The sequence below is a fragment of the Paenibacillus sp. J22P169 genome (assembly GCF_059691995.1).
On the sequence record NZ_JCAUAO010000018.1, the window covers coordinates 1 to 18701 of the forward strand.

Genomic DNA, 18701 nt, shown 5'->3' on the forward strand with positions numbered 1-18701 from the left:
TCTGAAAGCTTAATTGCTCATTTTCGTTGCTAGCGAGATTTTGCAATCTCTTTTTTGAACGATTTCTCGTTCGTGCTTACTCACTCGTTGTTCAGTTTTCAAAGATCAATTTCTTCCGTTTTGTTCGTCATCCGTTTAGCGGCGACTTTTTAAATATATCACAGTCTCACCGAAGATTGCAAGTCTTTTTTCGAAAGATTTTTGAGAACATCTTTTTCCGATCCGACTCACTAGCTTTGTTTCGAAGGGACGAGTTATAAAATAACACAGGTAGAGAGGGTAAGTCAAGCACTTACCCCCTATTTTTTCTGAGCTTGGTAATTACGGTTTCTGGCGTACTTCGATATTTCCTTTGGTGTCGCTAGGCGAGCGTACATCCTGAAGATAACCTTATATCTAGATTCTATAGCTCCCTTTATCTCTTGATCAATTCTCTTATCATTGAGATCGAATAGCATTTCGTCTAATTCTTTGCGTAATACATAATCTAATTCTCTGCATTCTCTCTCATTGAACAAAAATCCGAGCATACATCCATCCAAACCCCTCTCGACTGTAGAGATTCATGGCACTAACAGTTCGTTAGACAGATATGTGGGGCTAATCCTGCCCTTCTTCATTTCCGCCTTATTGTTATGCTCAGATTTTGCCAGTTTTATGACAATGAGACTGAAAATATTTTACAAATGCACCAACCAGTAGGTAAGCGTACTTTCAATTATAGCTGCAATCAAAAGAAGGAAGACGATTCCAAGACTGAGGGGTTTGGTTAATTGCAGAATTCTGACCATTTCACTTCGGGCATTACGTTTCTCAGCTGGGACAAGTAGCTGTATCCCCATCTTCCAAACCAGCATTCCTAATTTCAGCCCATAAGCACACGCAAGTAATATGACAGGGATCTCAATAATGCCATGAGGTAATATTCCCTTTAGAACAATAGATATTGTACTTTCATTCGTCTGTAACGAGAGTACATAACCTAATATCATGCCATTTGCAATTAACATAAAGAGCGGCAATACACCAAAGAAAAGCCCACAGAAAACAATAAGTACAGACTTAATCGCATTATTTAAGAAGATGAAAATGAATAGCCAAACCTGCGGATTTTCTTTGCCGCTTATTGATTTGATCATAGGTTGTAGTCCTTCTAACTGCTTTTCTAAGAAGTGTGAAAACTGCTCAGAGTTTGCCCAACCCATGTAAAAACTAAAGCCAAACACGAGTACAACCACGATGAAGTAATGCTTCATTTCTTTGAAATGTCTAAGTAATGCCTGAAAATTCATTTTCTAATTCCTCCAATTTCGGAAGCATAAGTACCATGTGTACGAGCATACATTATTTACTAAAGGTAATACAAGCTGCTCATTTGCTTGACATAAAGGAGGTACAAGCTATTCATGAACTATTTTTTTGTAATCAACGCACGGAAGTTTAAGCAATATTTATTCATTGCTCTCGCCATTATCTTCTCCGCGGCCATTGTATATTCCGAACAAAGCAATGTATCTGTCTTTATGAACTCCGAGCCCTCAGCCATTTACAGCGTACAAACCGAAAAGAAAGTCATTTCCCTTACCTTTGATATCTCCTGGGGGGATACTCGAGCTGAACCCATCTTGAAAATCCTAAAGGATAATGGTGTAAAAGATGCGACATTCTTCTTATCTTCCCCTTGGAGCAAGAGTCATCCCGATATTGTTTCACACATCAAAAGCTATGGCTTTGAGATTGGCAGCCACGGGAATAAATTTGACAATTATAGTACGCTTAGCGACGAGGAAATCCGTAACGAAATTTCTACAGCACATGGCATTTTGACAGAGTTAATCGGAAAAGAACCTAACCTCATTCGTCTGCCCAATGGCGATTTCGACAAACGTGTGTTACGGATCGCCGATGACCTTGGTTATTCAGTTATCCAATGGGATACAGATTCTCAAGATTGGTTGAATAAAGGTGTTGATACACTTGTAAACCGCGTTGTAAGTAAAGCTCATCCCGGAGATATTGTCTTACTCCATGCGAGCGACTCTTCTCAACAAACACATGAGGCATTGCCAACGATCATCCAGCAGCTTCGAGCAAAGGGTTACCAATTTGTAAGTGTCAGTGAGCTCATTAAACAAACTCAAGTTGAGACAACCCCTGTCGAGGATCAAGCAATGAAACAAATTCATTAAAATAACTTGAATAGATTTGAAAAAAAGAGCTAATTTGATTAGCTCTTTTTGGTATCCAATATTTTATGTAGGGTCAGTATTTGCCATGCATTACATACGAATAACGGTGCCAACATAAATAGACTTGATGCCGTGTTATCCAATTTCAATGCTGGTACAGCCTCAAGTACGGTGACTGCAGTCATGAAGAATAATGTAGGAATGAATGCATTCCGATTCGTCATTTTCACCTTCCAATAGCTAACTGCTAAGGAGATCACTAGTACGCAGACAGGTAATATGAAGTAACCAAGTAACGATTCCGAGCTGTTAAAATTAGTTTTCCTCAAGTAAACGAGATCGAATAAAACAACTATGACAACGGCAAGCTGTAACAGGTCCCAAACTGTTTTGGAGCGTATAATACCAACAGCAATGAACCTTACTATTAAATAAGCGAAGAAGCCCATTTGACTCAACACGCTTATAGTTGCCCCACCAAGAATCATATTAATCAGATTAAATCCAACCGCTGATAAACCCATTACTGAAAATTCTTTGTCTGAAAATTGAAGGATAAGTCCAACCCCAGTGGAAACAACTACACCTAAAACCAGTGTTGTCCAAAATAAGTGAAACCATTTACGTAATGTCACGTTTAATTACCTCCACACATCAACTCTAATTGTTAATTGTACCAACCTTTGCGATAAAAAGCCAATAATGTCCCCTTATATTCTGACCCTAACCACACATACTAACAGCATTAAAGTTAAGGGAAGGGAGCATGTAGTTATGTTAAAGACAAGACTTAGAAAGCTTCAAGTCCTACCGGTCATTTCAATGGCTTTTCTTCTCGCTTCATGTGGAACCGATAATTCTTCACAAGGGCAATCACAAGCTAATACGTACAAAGAACAGAAGACGATGATCCTGGATATTCTTAAATCAGATGACGGTAAAAAAGCGATCAGCGCAGCAAATCGAAGTATTATGAATGGCGACGTTGGGACAAATAGTGTTGCAGGTCAATCTCAAATTAAGCTGCTCTCTGCAAATGAATCCCTCCAGCTTCAAATGGCTGTCAAGGATGTGCTGACTGCTAAGGAAAATAATATGTTTTTGACTGATATGATGAAGGACCCTAAATTCGCAGGTGACTTCGCTAAAGCAATTCAAAAAGAAACCAAGCAGATGTTCAAGGAATTACTGAAGGATCCCACTTACCAAAAAGCGCTGATTGATGTCATGAAAAACCCGGACTATGAGAAAATGGTTCTTGATGTCATGAAAACAGCACCTTATCGCCAGCAAATGATGACTGTCATGGAAGAATCCATCCAGAGTCCACTCTTCCGTGCGCAACTGGTAGAATTACTTAAGTCTGCTATTGCCCAACAAAGCAAACCTGATCAAATGCCTTCTGCGAAAAGTACAGAAAAGAGTGAAGACAAAGCTAAAGAAGGAGAGAAAAAAGCAGAAGAAGGCGGGGATGAAAAGAAGAAAGATGACTCCTCAGGGGACTCCGAAAAACAAGGTGAAGAGAAGAAAGATGGCGGTTCTGATTCCGGTTCTTAAACGAAAAAGGAAGAGTTTGCAGAGTTATTCTGCTTCCTCTTCCTTTTTTACTATTTTTCTAGCTTCGCAATCATTCTATCTGCTATTTCCAAATAAATTTGCCCAGCTTTGGATTCTGCTTTATACACAGATGGTGAGTAATCCTTTTCGGATATATGGTTGTCAGGAGCTCCTAATGGGATTTGCGCCAACAGCTCACTATGTAAATCTTCTGCAAGCTTAGCTCCTCCACCTTTACCAAAAATGTAATCAATGCTGCCATCCTTACTTTCATAGTAGGACATATTCTCAACAATACCTAGAATTTCATGATTCGTTTGAATGGCCATCGCACCTGCTCTAGCGGCTACAAAAGCAGCAGTAGCATGTGGTGTCGTAACTATAACTTCTTTACTTTGCGGGATAAGCTGATGTACATCTAGCGCAACATCACCAGTGCCTGGAGGAAGATCTAGTAAGATGTATTCCACATCTCCCCAATTCACTTCATTGAAGAAATTACGCAGCATCTTACCAAGCATAGGTCCACGCCATACAACAGGTGCGTTATCTTGGACAAAGAACCCCATCGATATCACTTTTACCCCGAATTTCTCAACAGGAATAATCACATTCTCAACGAGCTGCGGCTGTTCTTCAATCCCCATCATATCAGGAATACTAAAACCATAAATATCCGCATCGATGATCCCTACCTTTTTCCCCTTACGAGCTAACGCGACTGCTAGATTAACCGTGACAGTTGATTTACCCACGCCACCTTTACCACTCGCAACTGCGATAAACTCAACCGTAGAGGATTGTCCAAGAATCGGTTGCTGAATAGGAGGTTGAACTGGCTTCGGCGGTGTTGCTTGATCCGACTGTTGCACAGGCCCTTCCAAACGACTCCGCTCATGGTCCGTCATCAATCTAAATCTGATATGAACTTGAGATACTCCTATATTTGCTAACGATTGTTGAATGAATGCTTTGGCTTGCTCCTTGTACCCTTCATCCTCTGTTACTACGATCAGACTTAAGGACACCGCATCTTCCTTCACCATTACATCACGAATCAAATTTAATTCTACTACACTTTTTTTGAACTGAGGTTCCATTAGCGTGTTCAACGCTTCTAGGATTTGATCTTTATGTACCATAGCCACATCACACCTTTATTGGGACATTGTCTTAGCGGCTTTTATTATAACACATTATGAAGCAGAACCCACTTTTTCCCCTGCAAAATATCTTAAAATCCCTTGATACACGGAAGCAGCCAGCATCTTCTGATAATTCTCGTCAGCAAGTAATTTGGCTTCTTCGGGGTTTGAAAGGAAGCCTACCTCAACGAGTGCGCTAGGGATTTTCAATGTTTTTAACAGATACACCGTCTTATCAGCTAACTTGGCAACACGATCGGTATTTTCCAGATTACGCTTAAGCTCAGCTTGAATTAATGCAGCTAAATTAGGATTATCAGGATTGTTCAAATAGTAGAACGTTTGTGCGCCTCTCCATTTTTCAGAAGGTATACTGTTCAAATGGATACTCAAAAACATATCGGCATTATTATTTTGAATCAAGTCCGCGCGGTTGTGGAGATCCTGCGTCTTACGCTTGCTATAGCCTTTCGTGCCGGACTCCGCAAGATCCGTATCCGTTTCTCTCGTTAAAACAACGACAGCACCGGCTTGTTGCAAATAATCACGCAGCCGCAGGGTAATTGCCAAATTGATATCCTTCTCAATAATACCATCCTTGCTCTCTGCCCCACCATCTGGCCCCCCATGACCGGCATCTAACGCAATTGTTTTACCCGATAAAGGGAGCGTCCAATCTGACCAGGTCTTCGTTGTAGGGAGCTCGTACGCATAAATAAAGACAACCAATGCAACCAACATGGCTGAAAGCATCAGCTTCAAACTACTGTGAAAGGTCAGCCATACCACTAACCTTTTCTTCCTTTTACGCATAAAAAAACCACCTCTGTTCCCCTATAGACTCTGTAACATCTATATGGGACAGGGTGGACAAATATACCAGGCTTACACTTGATATTCAGTATCTCTTAAAACTTCGATAAGTACTTCCGCGACTTCAGGACGCGTAGACTCCGGAGGCAAACATTGAACTTCTTGCTATAGACCACGAACAGAAGAAGATGTGCACAAGGAATAATGGGGTAATCCCATTTCTTCGCCCGTAAATTGCTGAAAATCTCTTGCGCTTCATACGTGCCGTACTAGTCACCAACGCCTGCGTGATCACGTCCAACGATGAAATGCGTGCAGCTATAGTTTCTACGTACAATCGCATGTAGAATCGCTTCATGAGGGCCTGCGTTGCGCACAGCAGACGGATCACGATAGACTTGGTGGCTAATAAGCTCTCCACCATGTGGTTTATAGTCCTAATCACCGAATCCTACATAATCCTATTCTAAGACTAAACCACCTCTAACTTACTTATGAAGACCACATTCTGTTTTTTCAATACTTGCCCAACGTCCTGCTCGCGGATCTTCACCTTCAGCTACAGGGCGCGTGCAATGTGTGCAACCAATACTTGGGTAGTTGCGATCATGAAGTGGGTTGTAGATTACATCGTTATCACGGATATATTGCCAAACATCTTCTGATGTCCAACCTGCTAGTGGATTGAATTTGATTAGACCAAATTTCACATCATACTCCACTCTTTTAGCATTCGCACGAGTAGGCGCTTGATCGCGGCGAATACCCGTAATCCAGGCATCATAGTTTTTAAGAATGTCTGTCAATGGATCAACTTTACGAATGTTGCAGCATTGGTTCGCATCACTCTTCCAAAGCTCATCCCCGAATTTCTCTGCTTGCTCTTCAAGCGTTAGTTTCGGCAAAACTTGAACGAATTTCGTGCCATAGTGTTTCTCAAGGCGTTCTTTCGTTTCATACGTTTCATCAAAATGTACATTGGTATCTAAATAGAATATATCTACATTTGGGTTAATTTTTTGTAGCATATCAACTAGGACAACATCTTCAGCCCCAAAACTACAAGCAAGCGTTAAGCTTTGAAAAGTATCTACAGCTAATTTCAATATGGCTTCAGGCGATTGATTTTCGAATTCTTCCGCAGCTTTCGTTACAAATGCTTCTTTTTCAAATAGATTCATCGTACGATTCCTCCAATAGTCGATAATCCCGACTGTTATTGTATGATTTATATTTTATTATATCCGACTTCTACAGGGTGTCAATGACTTTTTCTCATTTTGGTATTAACTTATATTTTACGGGTAAAAATACGACTTCTGAGGTAAAAAAAAAGAAAAACCCTTCCAGCATAAGCCGAAAAGGTTTTTCTCGCGTGCCAGAGGCACAAGATCTTAACGTTTGGAGAATTGAGGAGCACGACGTGCTGCTTTCAATCCGTATTTTTTACGCTCTTTCATACGGGAATCACGTGTTAGGAATCCAGCTTTTTTCAAGGATCCACGGTATTCCGGATCAGCCTTCAACAATGCACGGGAGATACCGTGACGAATTGCTCCAGCTTGTCCGCTGATTCCACCGCCATTTGCAAGAACTAGAACATCGTATTGACCGATAGTTTCAGTTAGAGCAAGTGGTTGTTTAACGATTAGTTTCAACGTTTCTAGACCGAAATACTCATCTAGATCACGTTTATTGATAATGATGCGTCCTTCACCCGGTATTAAGCGAACACGCGCTACCGAATGTTTACGACGACCCGTTCCATAATATTGAACTTGTGCCACGAAACGTTCCTCCTTATATTAACCGCGAAGATTCCAGACTTCTGGTAGTTGTGCTTGGTGCGGATGCTCTGCTCCACCGTAGACTTTTAGCTTAGTTTTCAAGCTGTCGCCTAGACGGTTCTTAGGAAGCATACCATGAACTGCGAATTCGATCATACGATCAGGCTTAGTGTTAAGTAGGTCCTGAGCGGAAGTCACTTTCAAACCACCTTGGTACAAAGAGTGACGGTAGTACATTTTGTTTTGCATTTTCTTACCTGTAAGCTTAATTTGGGAAGCATTGATAACTACTACGAAATCACCAGTATCTACGTGTGGAGTGAACTCCGGTTTGTGCTTACCGCGGATAATGCTAGCAACTTCACTTGCAAGACGACCAAGTGTTTGGCCTGCAGCGTCAACAATGTACCATTTACGCTCAACTTCATTTGGCTTAGCCATATATGTGGTGCGCATGCTTAATCCTCCTAAAAATATATCTGAAATACATAAGTTATAGTTGTGTTAATTTAACATAAGCGATGGATTGTTATGGTCATTTGTGATCAGGGGCTGTGGGGTAGCCGATCACGAAACGCCAAGTTATATTTTACACGATAACGTCTTAAGAATCAAGTGCTGATGTCAACTTTTTAATAGTCGACTTTCCACAAGGTCAAACCCATAGCTTCGGCTGTAGGACCCGCCTGAGACCGATCTCTGGCCTCGAGAACACGTTGCATGTCGCTAGATGGTCTCTTACCCTCACCGATCTGAATCAACGTCCCTACGATGATCCTCACCATGTTATAAAGAAAACCGTTGCCTGTTATAATCAACCGAATACGATCTACTTTACCAGTCGCCACCAACTCGTCGGATTCCGTCACCATACGAACCTCATATAAGGTTCTCACTTTGATTTCCTTATCCGTTCTCACTGTGCAAAACGAAGTAAAATCATGCTCACCTAGCAGGCAAGGGAGCGCCTCTCTCATGGCTTCCACATTTAAATGTGTGGGGTGATGATACTCGAAGTTGCGGTGAAAGACATCAGGGAAGCGCGCCGAACGAATCGTATAACAATAGGTTTTACGTTTCGCGGCTTTGCGAGAGTGAAAAGTAGGGAGGACTTCTTCCGCCGTATGTGCGACGATGTCCCTGGGTAGTCTAGCATTTAGAGCTAAGCACCATCGTTCCACTGGAATCTTAGAACTCGTTGTAAAATTGATAACTTGCGCCTTCGCATGAACACCAGCGTCTGTACGCCCTGATGAAATGACTTTCACCGTCTCACCTGTCAGCAAAAAGACAGCCTGTTCTAACCGATATTGTACCGTGTCTGATCTCGGCTGTATCTGGAAGCCAGAATAAGATGTGCCATCGTAGCTTATGGTAAAGCGTAGATTTCTCAAGGCTTGTTCCTCCATGAGACATCCTTTCTACCTAGTTCAAGTTGCTTGCGCAACTCTTTTCACTAGAATGCGATCCAAGACTGCAAAAAAAGGGCTTCACCAGAATCTAGTGATTCCGTCCACCCTTTCCCATCCGTCTTCTATGCGCGATCTACTAGCTCTAGGTAAACCATTGGTGCTGCGTCACCGCGGCGTGGTCCCAGCTTTAGGATACGAGTGTATCCACCTGGACGCTCGGAGTAACGAGTAGCCAAATCAGAGAATAGTTTTTGAATCGCATCTTGATTTTCGTTAGCAGCTTCTCTACGAACAAAAGCAGCAACCTGACGGCGTGCGTGAAGATCTCCGCGTTTCGCAAGAGTAATTAACTTCTCAGCGATTGAACGAATTTCTTTTGCTTTTGCTTCTGTTGTTTGAATGCGCTCATGTATGAACAGATCCGTTACCAGATCACGAAATAATGCTTTACGATTACTGGAATCGCGGTTCAATTTTCTGTAGTTCATTGAGTTAACCTCCTTCTGACAAGATTATTCCTCGGTACGTAGACCCAGACCCAGCTCTTCGAGCTTCTCTTGAACTTCTTCAAGGGATTTGCGACCTAAGTTCCGAACTTTCATCATGTCTTCTTCTGTTTTGGTAATCAGCTCTTGTACGGTATTAATCCCTGCACGTTTGAGACAGTTGTAAGAACGAACGGAAAGATCTAGTTCTTCGATCGTCATCTCAAGAACTTTTTCTTTCTTATCTTCTTCTTTTTCAACCATAATCTCAGCGTCTTTTGCTTCATCCGTCAATCCGACGAATAAGAGCAAATGTTCAGTTAAGATTTTAGCGCCCAAGCTTACTGCTTCTTCTGGACGAATACTTCCATCGGTCCACACTTCGAGGGTCAACTTATCATAGTTAGTCACTTGGCCGACGCGAGTATTCTCAATAGCATAGTTTACCCGAGTAATAGGCGTGTAGATTGAATCAATTGGAATTACACCAATTGGTTGCTCTTCATGCTTATTCTTGTCTGATTGGACGTAACCGCGCCCTCTGCCCGCATGAATCCTCATGTGAAGACGTGCATCTGGAGACAAGGTAGCGATGTGTAGATCCGGGTTAAGGATTTCAACATCACTATCACCACGGATATCAGCCGCAGTAATATTACCTTCTCCTTCTGCATCAATTTCTAGCACTTTCTCCTCATCGGAGTGAATCTTCAACGATAAGCCTTTGAGATTAAGGATAATTTCCGTAACATCCTCAAGCACGCCAGGAATCGTTGAAAATTCGTGCAAAACGCCATCGATTTGGACAGAGGTTACTGCTGCCCCCGGTAAGGAGGACAGTAAGATACGACGTAGTGAGTTTCCTAAGGTTGTACCGTAGCCACGCTCCAAAGGCTCAATGATAAATCTACCATAAGCGCCATCTTCACTTAATGCTACAGTTTCTATTTTTGGCTTTTCGATTTCGATCATGAAATGTACCCTCCATTCAATACGTCGGTTCCCTCTGGATACTTCGTTGAAAATTTCATAGTATGCCTATCCTTCAAACCATTATTCACGATTTTGGAATAATTATACTACAAAGTGATCCTGAATTATACGCGACGACGTTTTGGAGGACGGCAGCCATTATGAGGAACCGGCGTCACGTCTTTAATCAGGTTTACTTCAAGACCTGCTGCTTGCAAAGAGCGGATTGCTGCTTCGCGGCCAGCGCCTGGACCTTTAACCATAACTTCAACAGTTTTCAAGCCGTGCTCCATTGCTGCTTTAGCTGCTTTTTCAGCTGCCATTTGTGCTGCGAAAGGAGTGCTTTTACGGGAACCTTTGAATCCAAGGTTTCCTGAACTTGCCCAAGAAATTGCGTTACCATGCGGATCCGTGATCGTTACGATCGTGTTGTTAAATGTTGAACGGATATGTGCTACACCGCTCTCAATATTCTTCCGGTCACGACGTTTCGTACGGACGACTTTTTTAGGTTTTGCCATTAGCTCTAACCCCCTTTATTATTTCTTCTTATTAGCTACTGTACGACGAGGACCTTTACGTGTACGAGCATTTGTTTTAGTACGTTGACCACGAACAGGAAGACCACGGCGGTGACGAAGACCACGGTAGGATCCGATTTCGATTAGACGTTTGATGTTAAGGGAAATTTCACGGCGAAGATCGCCTTCTACTTTAAGGGTTTTGTCAATTACATCACGGATTTTGCTCACTTCATCTTCAGTCAAGTCACGAACGCGAGTACTCGCATCGATACCTGTGGAAGCAATGATTTTCTGAGCAGTTGTAGTGCCGATACCGAAAATGTAAGTCAACGCGATTACAACTCGTTTGTCACGAGGTAAGTCAACTCCAGCTAAACGTGCCATCTACAGAATGCACCTCCTTTTAACCTTGTTTTTGTTTGTGCTTAGGTGTTTCACAAATTACCATTACTTTGCCTTTACGGCGAATAACTTTACATTTCTCACAAATCGGTTTTACTGACGGTCTTACTTTCATTTTAAGCCCTCCTTTTCATCGTAAGCAACCATGTTGCGTTTTCGTTAGAAAACTTGCTTCGTAAGCATACGTCTTGAGAGAGTATTACTTCTAAGCCGAACATTTATTTGAAACGGTAGGTTATACGGCCTCTCGTCAAATCATAAGGCGATAATTCTACGGTAACCTTATCTCCAGGCAAAATGCGGATAAAATGCATTCTGATCTTTCCTGAAACATGGGCTAGGATTTTATGACCATTTTCCAATTCAACTTTAAACATTGCATTCGGAAGAGGTTCAATCACTGTACCTTCTACTTCAATTACATCTTCTTTGGCCACAGTCATTCTCCTTTCTCTTGTGCTTCAACTTGCATAAGTTCAACGAATTTGGCGATTGCAAAGCGCAATTTCCCATTAGTCACACGACCTGTATCCCTAATGCTTGACGCTACTTCACTGCTAATCGTTTCTTGTAAATGAAGATGATTCAGGTTCTTCTTCTTCGGTTGATCGAATTTGCGATGATCGCCGTCGGCAAGCCAGACAAAACGATGATCAACAATGCCAATCACGACCGCATATTCTCCGGGATCTTTACCGCGAAGCACCTTTACGATTTGACCCACTTGCGGAATCTTACCATCCACTCAATTCACCTACGATCTAGGCAAAGTTAATATTTCATAACCAGCTGCCGTTATAGCAACCGTATGTTCGAAATGAGCACAAAGGGTACGATCTGAAGTGACTACGGTCCAATCGTCTTCGAGTGTTTGGACAAATCTTTCGCCAACAACCACCATGGGTTCAATGGCTAGGACCATGCCTGGTTTGAGCCTGGGACCTTTGTCAGGTATACCATAGTTCGGAATTTGTGGTTCTTCGTGAAGATCCGTTCCAATACCATGACCGACATACTCTATAACCACGGAGAAGCCTGCGTCTTCAATACAAGTTTGGATTGCATGCGACAACGTGTAGAGTCTAGCATCCGGTTTAGCTTCTGCAATGCCTCGATAAAGTGATTCTTCTGTTACTTTCAGCAAACGCTGAGCAGTTTCAGAAATTTCACCGACAGGATATGTCCAAGCAGAATCTCCATGATAACCTTTATATTGAGCACCAATATCAATACTGATAATGTCGCCCTCAACGAGCTTTCTTGGACCAGGAATACCATGAACTAATTCTTCGTTGACTGAAACACATATGCTTCCAGGAAAACCATTGTAACCTTTGAAAGATGGAATTGCTCCCTGACTGCGAATGAATTCCTCTGCGATCTGATCAAGTTCTTTCGTTGTAATGTTCGGACGAATCGCCCTTGCCAATAAGCGGTGCGTTTCGGCTACGATACGACCAGCTTCTCGCATTAGGTCTAGTTCAACCTCGGACTTACAAATGATCATTACGCTAGACCTCGTAGCAGTGAGCTAATTTGTTCAGTTACCGCATGAATGTCTTGTTCCCCGTTAACCTCACGCAATAATTCCCTCTTTTGGTAGTAATCCAGAAGCGGAGCCGTTTTGTTGATATATTCATCCAAACGTGTTCCGACTTTCTCTTCCGTATCATCAGATCGTTGGTACAACTCACCGGAACATTTATCGCATACGCCTTCTTGCTGAGGTGGGTTGAAGATGACATGATACGTAGAACCACAGGATTTACAAATTCTTCGGCCGGTTAGTCGTGCCAACAGAAAACTGCGATCAACAGCAAGATTGATAACAATCTCAATCTTCTTACCAAGTGAATCTACGATTTCGGATAATGCATCTGCTTGAGCTACCGTACGCGGAAACCCATCAAGCAAAAATCCTTTATCGCAATCCGGCTGGGCAAGACGCTCTTTCACAATACCGTTCGTAATTTCATCTGGAACCAAAAGTCCCTTATCAACATACCCTTTAGCTTCAATACCCATTGGAGTACCTTGGCTCATAGCTGCGCGAAATGCGTCGCCTGTCGAAATATGTGGAATTTGAAATTCAGAAACGATTTTCTCTGCTTGCGTACCTTTGCCTGCACCAGGAGGCCCCATAAATATTACGTTCACAATTAAAACCTCCCCATCGCACTCGGCATTACGAACAGCACAATAGGTGCCGATGTCGCAGAACTTGCCCCATCAGAACCTATTAGCTATTTATTGATGAACCCTTTGTAATGACGCTTAATCAATTGGCTCTCGATTTGCTTCATTGTCTCAAGACCAACGCCTACTACGATAAGTAAAGATGTACCACCTATTTGAACCGAACTAGGCAATCCAGCGAGTCCTCCAAATAACATTGGAAGAATAGAAATTGCTGAGAGAAACAGAGCTCCAGAAAGAGTAATTCTAGTCATTACGCGTGTCAGATAAGTCGACGTCGTTTTACCTGGTCTGATACCTGGTATGTAACCGCCATTCTTCTTCATCTGATCAGCCATTTGAACTGGATTAATTTGTACGAAGGTGTAGAAGTAGGTGAAACCAATAATCAGCAGTACATAAAGTACAATCGCTAATGGTGCAGTTTGGTTAATACTCAAGTTGTTAATAATCCATTCTGCAACTACATTTCCTCTCCAGTAACTAGCAATGGTTGGAGGAAACATCAAAAGTGACAATGCAAAGATTACAGGGATAACACCAGCAGCATTCACTTTAAGAGGAATGTGTGTTGTTTGCCCACCATACATTTTACGACCAACTACTCGCTTAGCATATTGTACAGGTATCTTACGAACACCTTGTTGTACGAATATAACTCCAGCAATAATCAGAATAACAACTAAAGCAATAATGATAAGTTTCACAATGTTCAGGAACAGCGCTGCATCGGCTGTAAAGAGTGATTTGTAGATTTGTTGAATGCTCGTTGGAATCGCAGAGACGATCCCAGCAAAGATGATAATAGAAATACCGTTACCAATTCCGTACTCCGTGATTTGCTCACCTAGCCACATCAAGAAAGCTGTACCAGCGGTCAACACGATAGCGATTAAAGCAAAAGTTGTAAACCCAGCATCAATAACTAAACCACTGTAAAGGCGGTTAAAGCCAATTGATAAACCGAAAGCTTGAATCAACCCTAGAACAATCGTACCGTAACGAGTCACCTGCGTCATTTTCTTTCTTCCGACATCTCCTTCTTTCGCCCATTGCGCGAAGCGCGGGACTACATCCATGGACAAAAGCTGAACAATGATCGAAGCCGTGATATAAGGCATAATTCCCATCGCGAAGATGGAGAATTGGAAGAGCGCACCGCCGGAGAACGTGTTAAGCAAACCAAAGACATCGCTCTGATTCGCTTGATCTTGAAGTTTCAGAACATCTGTATTAATGTTTGGAACCGGAATGAAGGCACCCAAACGGTAGACGATTAGCAAGATAAGCGTGAAGAGAATCCTTCTGCGTAAATCTTCTACTTTGAAGATGTTGGCTATGGTATTGAACATTAAATCACCTCGGTTTGACCGCCGGCAGCTTGGATTTTCTCAATCGCTGATTGAGAGAACTTATTCGCTTTAACGGTTAATTTTACTGTGATTTCACCGTTTCCTAAAATCTTAATGCCGTCTTTAGGAGCTTTAACAATACCAGTCTCCATCAATACTTCTGGAGTAACTTCAGTACCAGCTGCGAAATTGTTCAAATCTTCAAGATTAACGATCGCGTACTCCGTACGGAAACGGTTCGTGAATCCACGCTTAGGTAAACGACGGTACAATGGGTTTTGTCCACCCTCAAATCCAGGACGAACGCCTCCACCGGAACGTGCGTTTTGACCTTTATGTCCGCGAGTTGATGTTTTACCCATGCCGCTACTTGTACCACGGCCAACACGTTTACGAGTGTGACGAGAACCAGTAGCAGAACTTAGCTCATGTAACTTCATCGTTGCACACCTCCTCTAGATCTTAAATTCGTATTTCTATGCTTCGATTTCTTTAACTTCTACCAAATGGCTCACTTGATTAACCATACCTCTGATTGCAGCATTATCTTGGTGAAGAACAGTTTGGTTAATTTTACGAAGACCAAGTGTTTTCACAGTAATGCGTTGCGTTTCAGGGCGGCCGATCAAGCTGCGTTTTAGGGTAACCTGTAATTGTTTAGCCATGTTTACCCCTCCTAACCTAATAGCTCTTGAACAGTTTTACCGCGAAGCTTTGCAACTTCTTCCGCTTTTTTCAAGCGGCTTAAGCCTTCAAGCGTAGCGTTAACCATGTTCATGGAGTTCGATGAACCTAGGGATTTTGTCAAGATATCGCCTACACCAGCAAGTTCAAGTACTGCACGAACTGGTCCGCCTGCGATAACTCCTGTACCTTGGGATGCTGGTTTCAATAGAACGCGTCCTGCGCCAAATTTACCAGTAACAAGGTGAGGAATCGAAGTGCCTACGATAGGAACATGAATCAAGTTCTTTTTCGCATCTTCAATACCTTTACGGATTGCATCTGGAACTTCGGAAGCTTTACCGATTCCTGCACCAACCCAGCCATTGCCATCGCCAACGACAACAAGTGCGCTGAAGCTGAAACGACGTCCGCCTTTTACTACTTTAGCTACGCGATTAATATTTACAACTTTTTCTGTTAGCTCTAAAGTATTAGGATCTACACGCAAGTCTTTTACCTCCTTATTAATGTATTTCTAGAATTCAAGACCAGCTTCACGAGCTGCGTCAGCCAATGCTTGAACACGTCCATGATAAAGGTATCCACCGCGGTCAAAAACCACTTTGTCTAAACCTTTTTCTTTCGCACGTGCTGCGATTAATGCGCCAACTTTACGAGCAGCTTCAACGTTACCACCGTTACCAATATCACTTTTCAGCTCTTTATCTTGAGTCGAAGCTGCAACGATTGTTACACCAGTTGTATCATCGATTAGTTGAGCATACATATGTTTGGATGAACGGAAAATGTTCAAACGTGGGCGAAGAGTTGTTCCTTCAATTTTCTTACGAACACGAAGGTGTCTTTTCAGACGAGCTTTATTTTTATCGCTTTTAGTAATCATCTATACTTACACTCCTTTCATCATCTTATGATGCGAGGCTTATGCTTACGTAGCAAGTTTTCATTCGAAAACTCTTAGCTATTACCCGCGATCTTTCGATCTTATTTCTTCTTACCAGCTTTACCTTCTTTACGAAGAATGCGTTCGCCTTCATACTTGATACCTTTACCTTTATACGGTTCTGGTTCACGTACGGAACGAACTTTCGCTGCCATTGCGCCAACTAGTTCTTTATCAATACCTTTAACGATGATTTTCGTGTTCGTAGGAACATCGAACTCAATGCCGTTTTCAGGGTTGATCTCAACTGGATGGGAGTACCCAACGTTAAGAACTAATTTGTCACCGCTTTTGTTTGCACGGTAACCAACGCCTACTAGATCCAACGATTTCGTGAACCCTTCCGTAACACCACTTACCATGTTGGCAACAACACTACGTGTTGTACCATGCAGGGAACGGTGGAGTTTGTTATCGGAAGGACGCTCAACGGAAATCTCGTTTTCTAGAACGTTAACTTTCATATCAGTATGAAGTACACGGGACAGGGAACCTTTTGGTCCACTAACCGTGATTTGAGTATTGTCTAGTGTTACATTTACACCACTTGGAATGGTGATTGGCTTACGACCAATACGAGACATGTTTGCACCTCCATTCAATTACAATTGTATTACCAAACGTAGCAGATAACCTCTCCGCCAGCTTTGGATTGACGAGCATCTTTATCCGTCATAACTCCTTGAGACGTGGAGATGATGGCAATCCCTAATCCGCCCAGAACACGAGGGACTTCTTGTGATTTAGTGTAAACGCGTAGACCTGGTTTCGAAATTCTTTTCAAACCAGAGATAACACGCTCATTGTTTGAACCGTATTTCAGGAACAAACGAATGATACCTTGTTTGCTATCTTGAACGTACTCAGCATCACGGATAAATCCTTCTTTTTTAAGGATTTCAGCGATCTCCCTCTTCACTTTTGAAGCTGGGATTTCAACTGTTTCATGACGTACGATGTTCGCATTACGAATGCGTGTTAGCATATCTGCAATTGGATCTGACATGACCATTTTGTGTAAACCTCCTTCCCGAAAATAGGGTGATTACCAGCTTGCTTTTTTCACGCCTGGAATCTGACCTTTATGTGCTAATTCGCGGAAACAAATCCGACAAATTTTGAACTTGCGAAGCACTGAATGCGGACGTCCGCAGCGCTCACAACGTGTGTATGCTTGCACTTTAAACTTCGGGGTACGTTGCTGTTTGACTTTCATCGAAGTTTTTGCCACTTAATATAACACCTCCTGATAGGTACGACTGGTAACCTATTTTACGAAAGGCGCTCCGAGTTGTGTTAAAAGCTCGCGAGCTTCCTCGTCGGACTTAGCCGTCGTTACGATAACAATATCCATACCACGAACTTTATCGATTTTATCATACTCAATTTCAGGGAAAATGAGTTGTTCTTTCAAACCAAGCGTGTAGTTACCGCGACCATCAAATGCTTTGTTGGAAATACCGCGGAAGTCACGTACACGTGGAAGTGATACGTTAAATAATTTGTCCAAAAAGTGGTACATGCGCTCACCGCGAAGAGTTACTTTCGCACCAATCGGCATGTTTTCACGAAGTTTAAAACCCGCGATCGCTTTTTTGGATTTTGTTACAACTGGTTTTTGACCAGAGATCTTTTGAAGATCTTCAACCGCAGTATCAAGTACTTTGGAGTTTGAAACAGCTTCACCAACACCCATGTTGATTACAACTTTCTCAATTTTCGGTACTTGCATAACTGTAGTGTAGTTGAACTTTTGAATTAATGCTGGTGTAATCTCGTTCAAGTAACGATCTTTCAATCTTACTGCCATGACTTAGTTTCCTCCTTTCCATACATGTGTGTATTAGTCGATAACTTCGCCGGATTTTTTCGCAATGCGAACTTTCGTTCCGTTATCCAATACTTTGTATCCTACGCGAGTAGGTTTGCCGCTCTTAGGATCAATCAGCATCACGTTAGAAACGTGAATCGCAGCTTCTTGATTCAAGATACCGCCTTGTGGGTTAAGTTGGGATGGTTTCGCATGTTTCTTAACCATGTTTACACCTTCAACAAGAACACGATTTTGACGAGGGTAAGCAGCGATAACGCGGCCTTTCTTACCTTTGTCTTTGCCAGTGATAACGAAAACAGTATCGTCTTTTTTCACGTGCAATTTATTGTTATGAGATTCTAGTCTCTTTTTAAGTCTTGGCATTAGCTTCTACACCTCCTGGGGTTCTCCGGTTCGGAAAACA

General features: G+C 42.3%; 30 protein-coding genes and 1 pseudogene. 2 read left to right on the forward strand and 29 right to left on the reverse strand.

The window, feature by feature from the left end:
• Nucleotides 1-299: 299 nt before the first annotated feature.
• Both AC58QG_RS35210 and AC58QG_RS35215 read right to left on the reverse strand, forming a co-directional pair.
• Entirely contained in the window at nucleotides 300-530 is a 231-nt protein-coding gene (locus AC58QG_RS35210) for a hypothetical protein (protein WP_056618222.1), read from the reverse strand.
• Nucleotides 531-680: 150 nt separating this feature from the next.
• Entirely contained in the window at nucleotides 681-1292 is a 612-nt protein-coding gene (locus AC58QG_RS35215) for a stage II sporulation protein M (protein ID WP_497366654.1), read from the reverse strand.
• 114 nt (nucleotides 1293-1406) lie between these two features.
• On the opposite strand from AC58QG_RS35215, the gene pdaB reads away from it, so the two are divergent.
• Nucleotides 1407-2189: a polysaccharide deacetylase family sporulation protein PdaB gene (gene pdaB, locus AC58QG_RS35220; RefSeq protein WP_497366655.1), complete on the forward strand. Its 783-nt coding sequence runs from the start codon at nucleotides 1407-1409 to the stop codon at nucleotides 2187-2189.
• Nucleotides 2190-2227: 38 nt separating this feature from the next.
• Here pdaB and AC58QG_RS35225 read toward each other — a convergent pair whose 3' ends face one another.
• Nucleotides 2228-2824 (reverse strand): KinB-signaling pathway activation protein, encoded by a 597-nt coding sequence (locus AC58QG_RS35225; protein WP_497366656.1) that lies wholly within the window; start codon nucleotides 2822-2824, stop codon nucleotides 2228-2230.
• 67 nt (nucleotides 2825-2891) lie between these two features.
• Between AC58QG_RS35225 and gerD the strand changes: the two genes are divergently transcribed.
• Nucleotides 2892-3746 carry a spore germination lipoprotein GerD gene (gerD, locus tag AC58QG_RS35230; RefSeq protein WP_497366657.1) on the forward strand — a complete coding sequence of 285 codons (855 nt, stop codon included), beginning with the start codon at nucleotides 2892-2894 and terminating at the stop codon, nucleotides 3744-3746.
• A 50-nt stretch (nucleotides 3747-3796) separates the two neighbouring features.
• Here the strand turns inward: gerD and salA are convergent, their stop codons facing one another.
• From salA to rplX, 26 genes and pseudogenes are all read right to left on the reverse strand, one after another.
• Complete coding sequence (gene salA, locus AC58QG_RS35235; RefSeq protein WP_497366658.1) at nucleotides 3797-4888, reverse strand: iron-sulfur carrier protein/transcriptional regulator SalA; 1092 nt, start codon at nucleotides 4886-4888, stop codon at nucleotides 3797-3799.
• A 54-nt stretch (nucleotides 4889-4942) separates the two neighbouring features.
• Nucleotides 4943-5704: an N-acetylmuramoyl-L-alanine amidase CwlD gene (gene cwlD / locus AC58QG_RS35240; RefSeq protein ID WP_497366659.1), complete on the reverse strand. Its 762-nt coding sequence runs from the start codon at nucleotides 5702-5704 to the stop codon at nucleotides 4943-4945.
• A 72-nt stretch (nucleotides 5705-5776) separates the two neighbouring features.
• Nucleotides 5777-6090 (reverse strand): annotated as a pseudogene (gene sat, locus AC58QG_RS35245) (sulfate adenylyltransferase); the annotation flags it as partial.
• Nucleotides 6091-6192: 102 nt separating this feature from the next.
• Nucleotides 6193-6885, reverse strand: a complete 693-nt coding sequence (locus tag AC58QG_RS35250; RefSeq protein ID WP_497366660.1) for a phosphoadenylyl-sulfate reductase — start codon at nucleotides 6883-6885, stop codon at nucleotides 6193-6195.
• Between the two features lie 213 nt (nucleotides 6886-7098).
• A complete protein-coding gene (rpsI, locus tag AC58QG_RS35255; RefSeq protein WP_028557465.1) occupies nucleotides 7099-7491 on the reverse strand; it encodes a 30S ribosomal protein S9 in 393 nt (130 codons plus the stop codon).
• Nucleotides 7492-7509: 18 nt separating this feature from the next.
• On the reverse strand, nucleotides 7510-7947 hold the full coding sequence (gene rplM / locus AC58QG_RS35260; protein ID WP_497272906.1) for a 50S ribosomal protein L13: 438 nt from the start codon (nucleotides 7945-7947) through the stop codon (nucleotides 7510-7512).
• 176 nt (nucleotides 7948-8123) lie between these two features.
• Nucleotides 8124-8885: a tRNA pseudouridine(38-40) synthase TruA gene (truA, locus tag AC58QG_RS35265; RefSeq protein WP_497289195.1), complete on the reverse strand. Its 762-nt coding sequence runs from the start codon at nucleotides 8883-8885 to the stop codon at nucleotides 8124-8126.
• 140 nt (nucleotides 8886-9025) lie between these two features.
• Nucleotides 9026-9391: a 50S ribosomal protein L17 gene (rplQ, locus tag AC58QG_RS35270; RefSeq protein WP_057304263.1), complete on the reverse strand. Its 366-nt coding sequence runs from the start codon at nucleotides 9389-9391 to the stop codon at nucleotides 9026-9028.
• Between the two features lie 24 nt (nucleotides 9392-9415).
• Nucleotides 9416-10360 carry a DNA-directed RNA polymerase subunit alpha gene (locus AC58QG_RS35275; protein WP_056618255.1) on the reverse strand — a complete coding sequence of 315 codons (945 nt, stop codon included), beginning with the start codon at nucleotides 10358-10360 and terminating at the stop codon, nucleotides 9416-9418.
• A 125-nt stretch (nucleotides 10361-10485) separates the two neighbouring features.
• Entirely contained in the window at nucleotides 10486-10881 is a 396-nt protein-coding gene (rpsK, locus tag AC58QG_RS35280; RefSeq protein ID WP_028557470.1) for a 30S ribosomal protein S11, read from the reverse strand.
• 18 nt (nucleotides 10882-10899) lie between these two features.
• The gene (gene rpsM / locus AC58QG_RS35285) at nucleotides 10900-11268 is read right to left on the reverse strand and encodes a 30S ribosomal protein S13 (protein WP_028557471.1); all 369 of its coding nucleotides are present in this window, start codon (nucleotides 11266-11268) and stop codon (nucleotides 10900-10902) included.
• Nucleotides 11269-11287: 19 nt separating this feature from the next.
• Nucleotides 11288-11401 carry a 50S ribosomal protein L36 gene (gene rpmJ, locus AC58QG_RS35290; protein ID WP_171632730.1) on the reverse strand — a complete coding sequence of 38 codons (114 nt, stop codon included), beginning with the start codon at nucleotides 11399-11401 and terminating at the stop codon, nucleotides 11288-11290.
• A gap of 103 nt (nucleotides 11402-11504) precedes the next feature.
• The gene (gene infA / locus AC58QG_RS35295) at nucleotides 11505-11723 is read right to left on the reverse strand and encodes a translation initiation factor IF-1 (protein ID WP_009676800.1); all 219 of its coding nucleotides are present in this window, start codon (nucleotides 11721-11723) and stop codon (nucleotides 11505-11507) included.
• A 2-nt stretch (nucleotides 11724-11725) separates the two neighbouring features.
• Nucleotides 11726-12031, reverse strand: a complete 306-nt coding sequence (locus tag AC58QG_RS35300) for a hypothetical protein (RefSeq protein ID WP_497366661.1) — start codon at nucleotides 12029-12031, stop codon at nucleotides 11726-11728.
• 9 nt (nucleotides 12032-12040) lie between these two features.
• The gene (map, locus tag AC58QG_RS35305; RefSeq protein WP_497366662.1) at nucleotides 12041-12793 is read right to left on the reverse strand and encodes a type I methionyl aminopeptidase; all 753 of its coding nucleotides are present in this window, start codon (nucleotides 12791-12793) and stop codon (nucleotides 12041-12043) included.
• Nucleotides 12793-13443, reverse strand: a complete 651-nt coding sequence (locus AC58QG_RS35310; RefSeq protein WP_497366663.1) for an adenylate kinase — start codon at nucleotides 13441-13443, stop codon at nucleotides 12793-12795. Before AC58QG_RS35310 ends, map begins: the two co-directional genes overlap by 1 nt.
• Nucleotides 13444-13529: 86 nt before the next feature.
• Nucleotides 13530-14834 carry a preprotein translocase subunit SecY gene (secY, locus tag AC58QG_RS35315; RefSeq protein WP_497366664.1) on the reverse strand — a complete coding sequence of 435 codons (1305 nt, stop codon included), beginning with the start codon at nucleotides 14832-14834 and terminating at the stop codon, nucleotides 13530-13532.
• On the reverse strand, nucleotides 14834-15274 hold the full coding sequence (gene rplO / locus AC58QG_RS35320; RefSeq protein WP_047683177.1) for a 50S ribosomal protein L15: 441 nt from the start codon (nucleotides 15272-15274) through the stop codon (nucleotides 14834-14836). The genes secY and rplO overlap by 1 nt, the downstream gene beginning before the upstream one ends.
• Before the next feature lie 36 nt (nucleotides 15275-15310).
• Nucleotides 15311-15499: a 50S ribosomal protein L30 gene (gene rpmD / locus AC58QG_RS35325; protein ID WP_056618272.1), complete on the reverse strand. Its 189-nt coding sequence runs from the start codon at nucleotides 15497-15499 to the stop codon at nucleotides 15311-15313.
• 11 nt (nucleotides 15500-15510) lie between these two features.
• The gene (rpsE, locus tag AC58QG_RS35330; RefSeq protein WP_056618277.1) at nucleotides 15511-16008 is read right to left on the reverse strand and encodes a 30S ribosomal protein S5; all 498 of its coding nucleotides are present in this window, start codon (nucleotides 16006-16008) and stop codon (nucleotides 15511-15513) included.
• A gap of 27 nt (nucleotides 16009-16035) precedes the next feature.
• Nucleotides 16036-16404, reverse strand: coding sequence for a 50S ribosomal protein L18 (gene rplR, locus AC58QG_RS35335; RefSeq protein ID WP_497366665.1), 369 nt, complete (start codon nucleotides 16402-16404; stop codon nucleotides 16036-16038).
• 101 nt (nucleotides 16405-16505) lie between these two features.
• On the reverse strand, nucleotides 16506-17048 hold the full coding sequence (rplF, locus tag AC58QG_RS35340; protein WP_028557480.1) for a 50S ribosomal protein L6: 543 nt from the start codon (nucleotides 17046-17048) through the stop codon (nucleotides 16506-16508).
• A gap of 29 nt (nucleotides 17049-17077) precedes the next feature.
• A complete protein-coding gene (gene rpsH / locus AC58QG_RS35345; RefSeq protein WP_028557481.1) occupies nucleotides 17078-17476 on the reverse strand; it encodes a 30S ribosomal protein S8 in 399 nt (132 codons plus the stop codon).
• 33 nt (nucleotides 17477-17509) lie between these two features.
• On the reverse strand, nucleotides 17510-17695 hold the full coding sequence (locus AC58QG_RS35350) for a type Z 30S ribosomal protein S14 (RefSeq protein ID WP_029196455.1): 186 nt from the start codon (nucleotides 17693-17695) through the stop codon (nucleotides 17510-17512).
• Between the two features lie 36 nt (nucleotides 17696-17731).
• Complete coding sequence (rplE, locus tag AC58QG_RS35355) at nucleotides 17732-18274, reverse strand: 50S ribosomal protein L5 (protein WP_056618284.1); 543 nt, start codon at nucleotides 18272-18274, stop codon at nucleotides 17732-17734.
• A 33-nt stretch (nucleotides 18275-18307) separates the two neighbouring features.
• Nucleotides 18308-18661 carry a 50S ribosomal protein L24 gene (rplX, locus tag AC58QG_RS35360; protein ID WP_081787661.1) on the reverse strand — a complete coding sequence of 118 codons (354 nt, stop codon included), beginning with the start codon at nucleotides 18659-18661 and terminating at the stop codon, nucleotides 18308-18310.
• Nucleotides 18662-18701 lie beyond the last annotated feature (40 nt).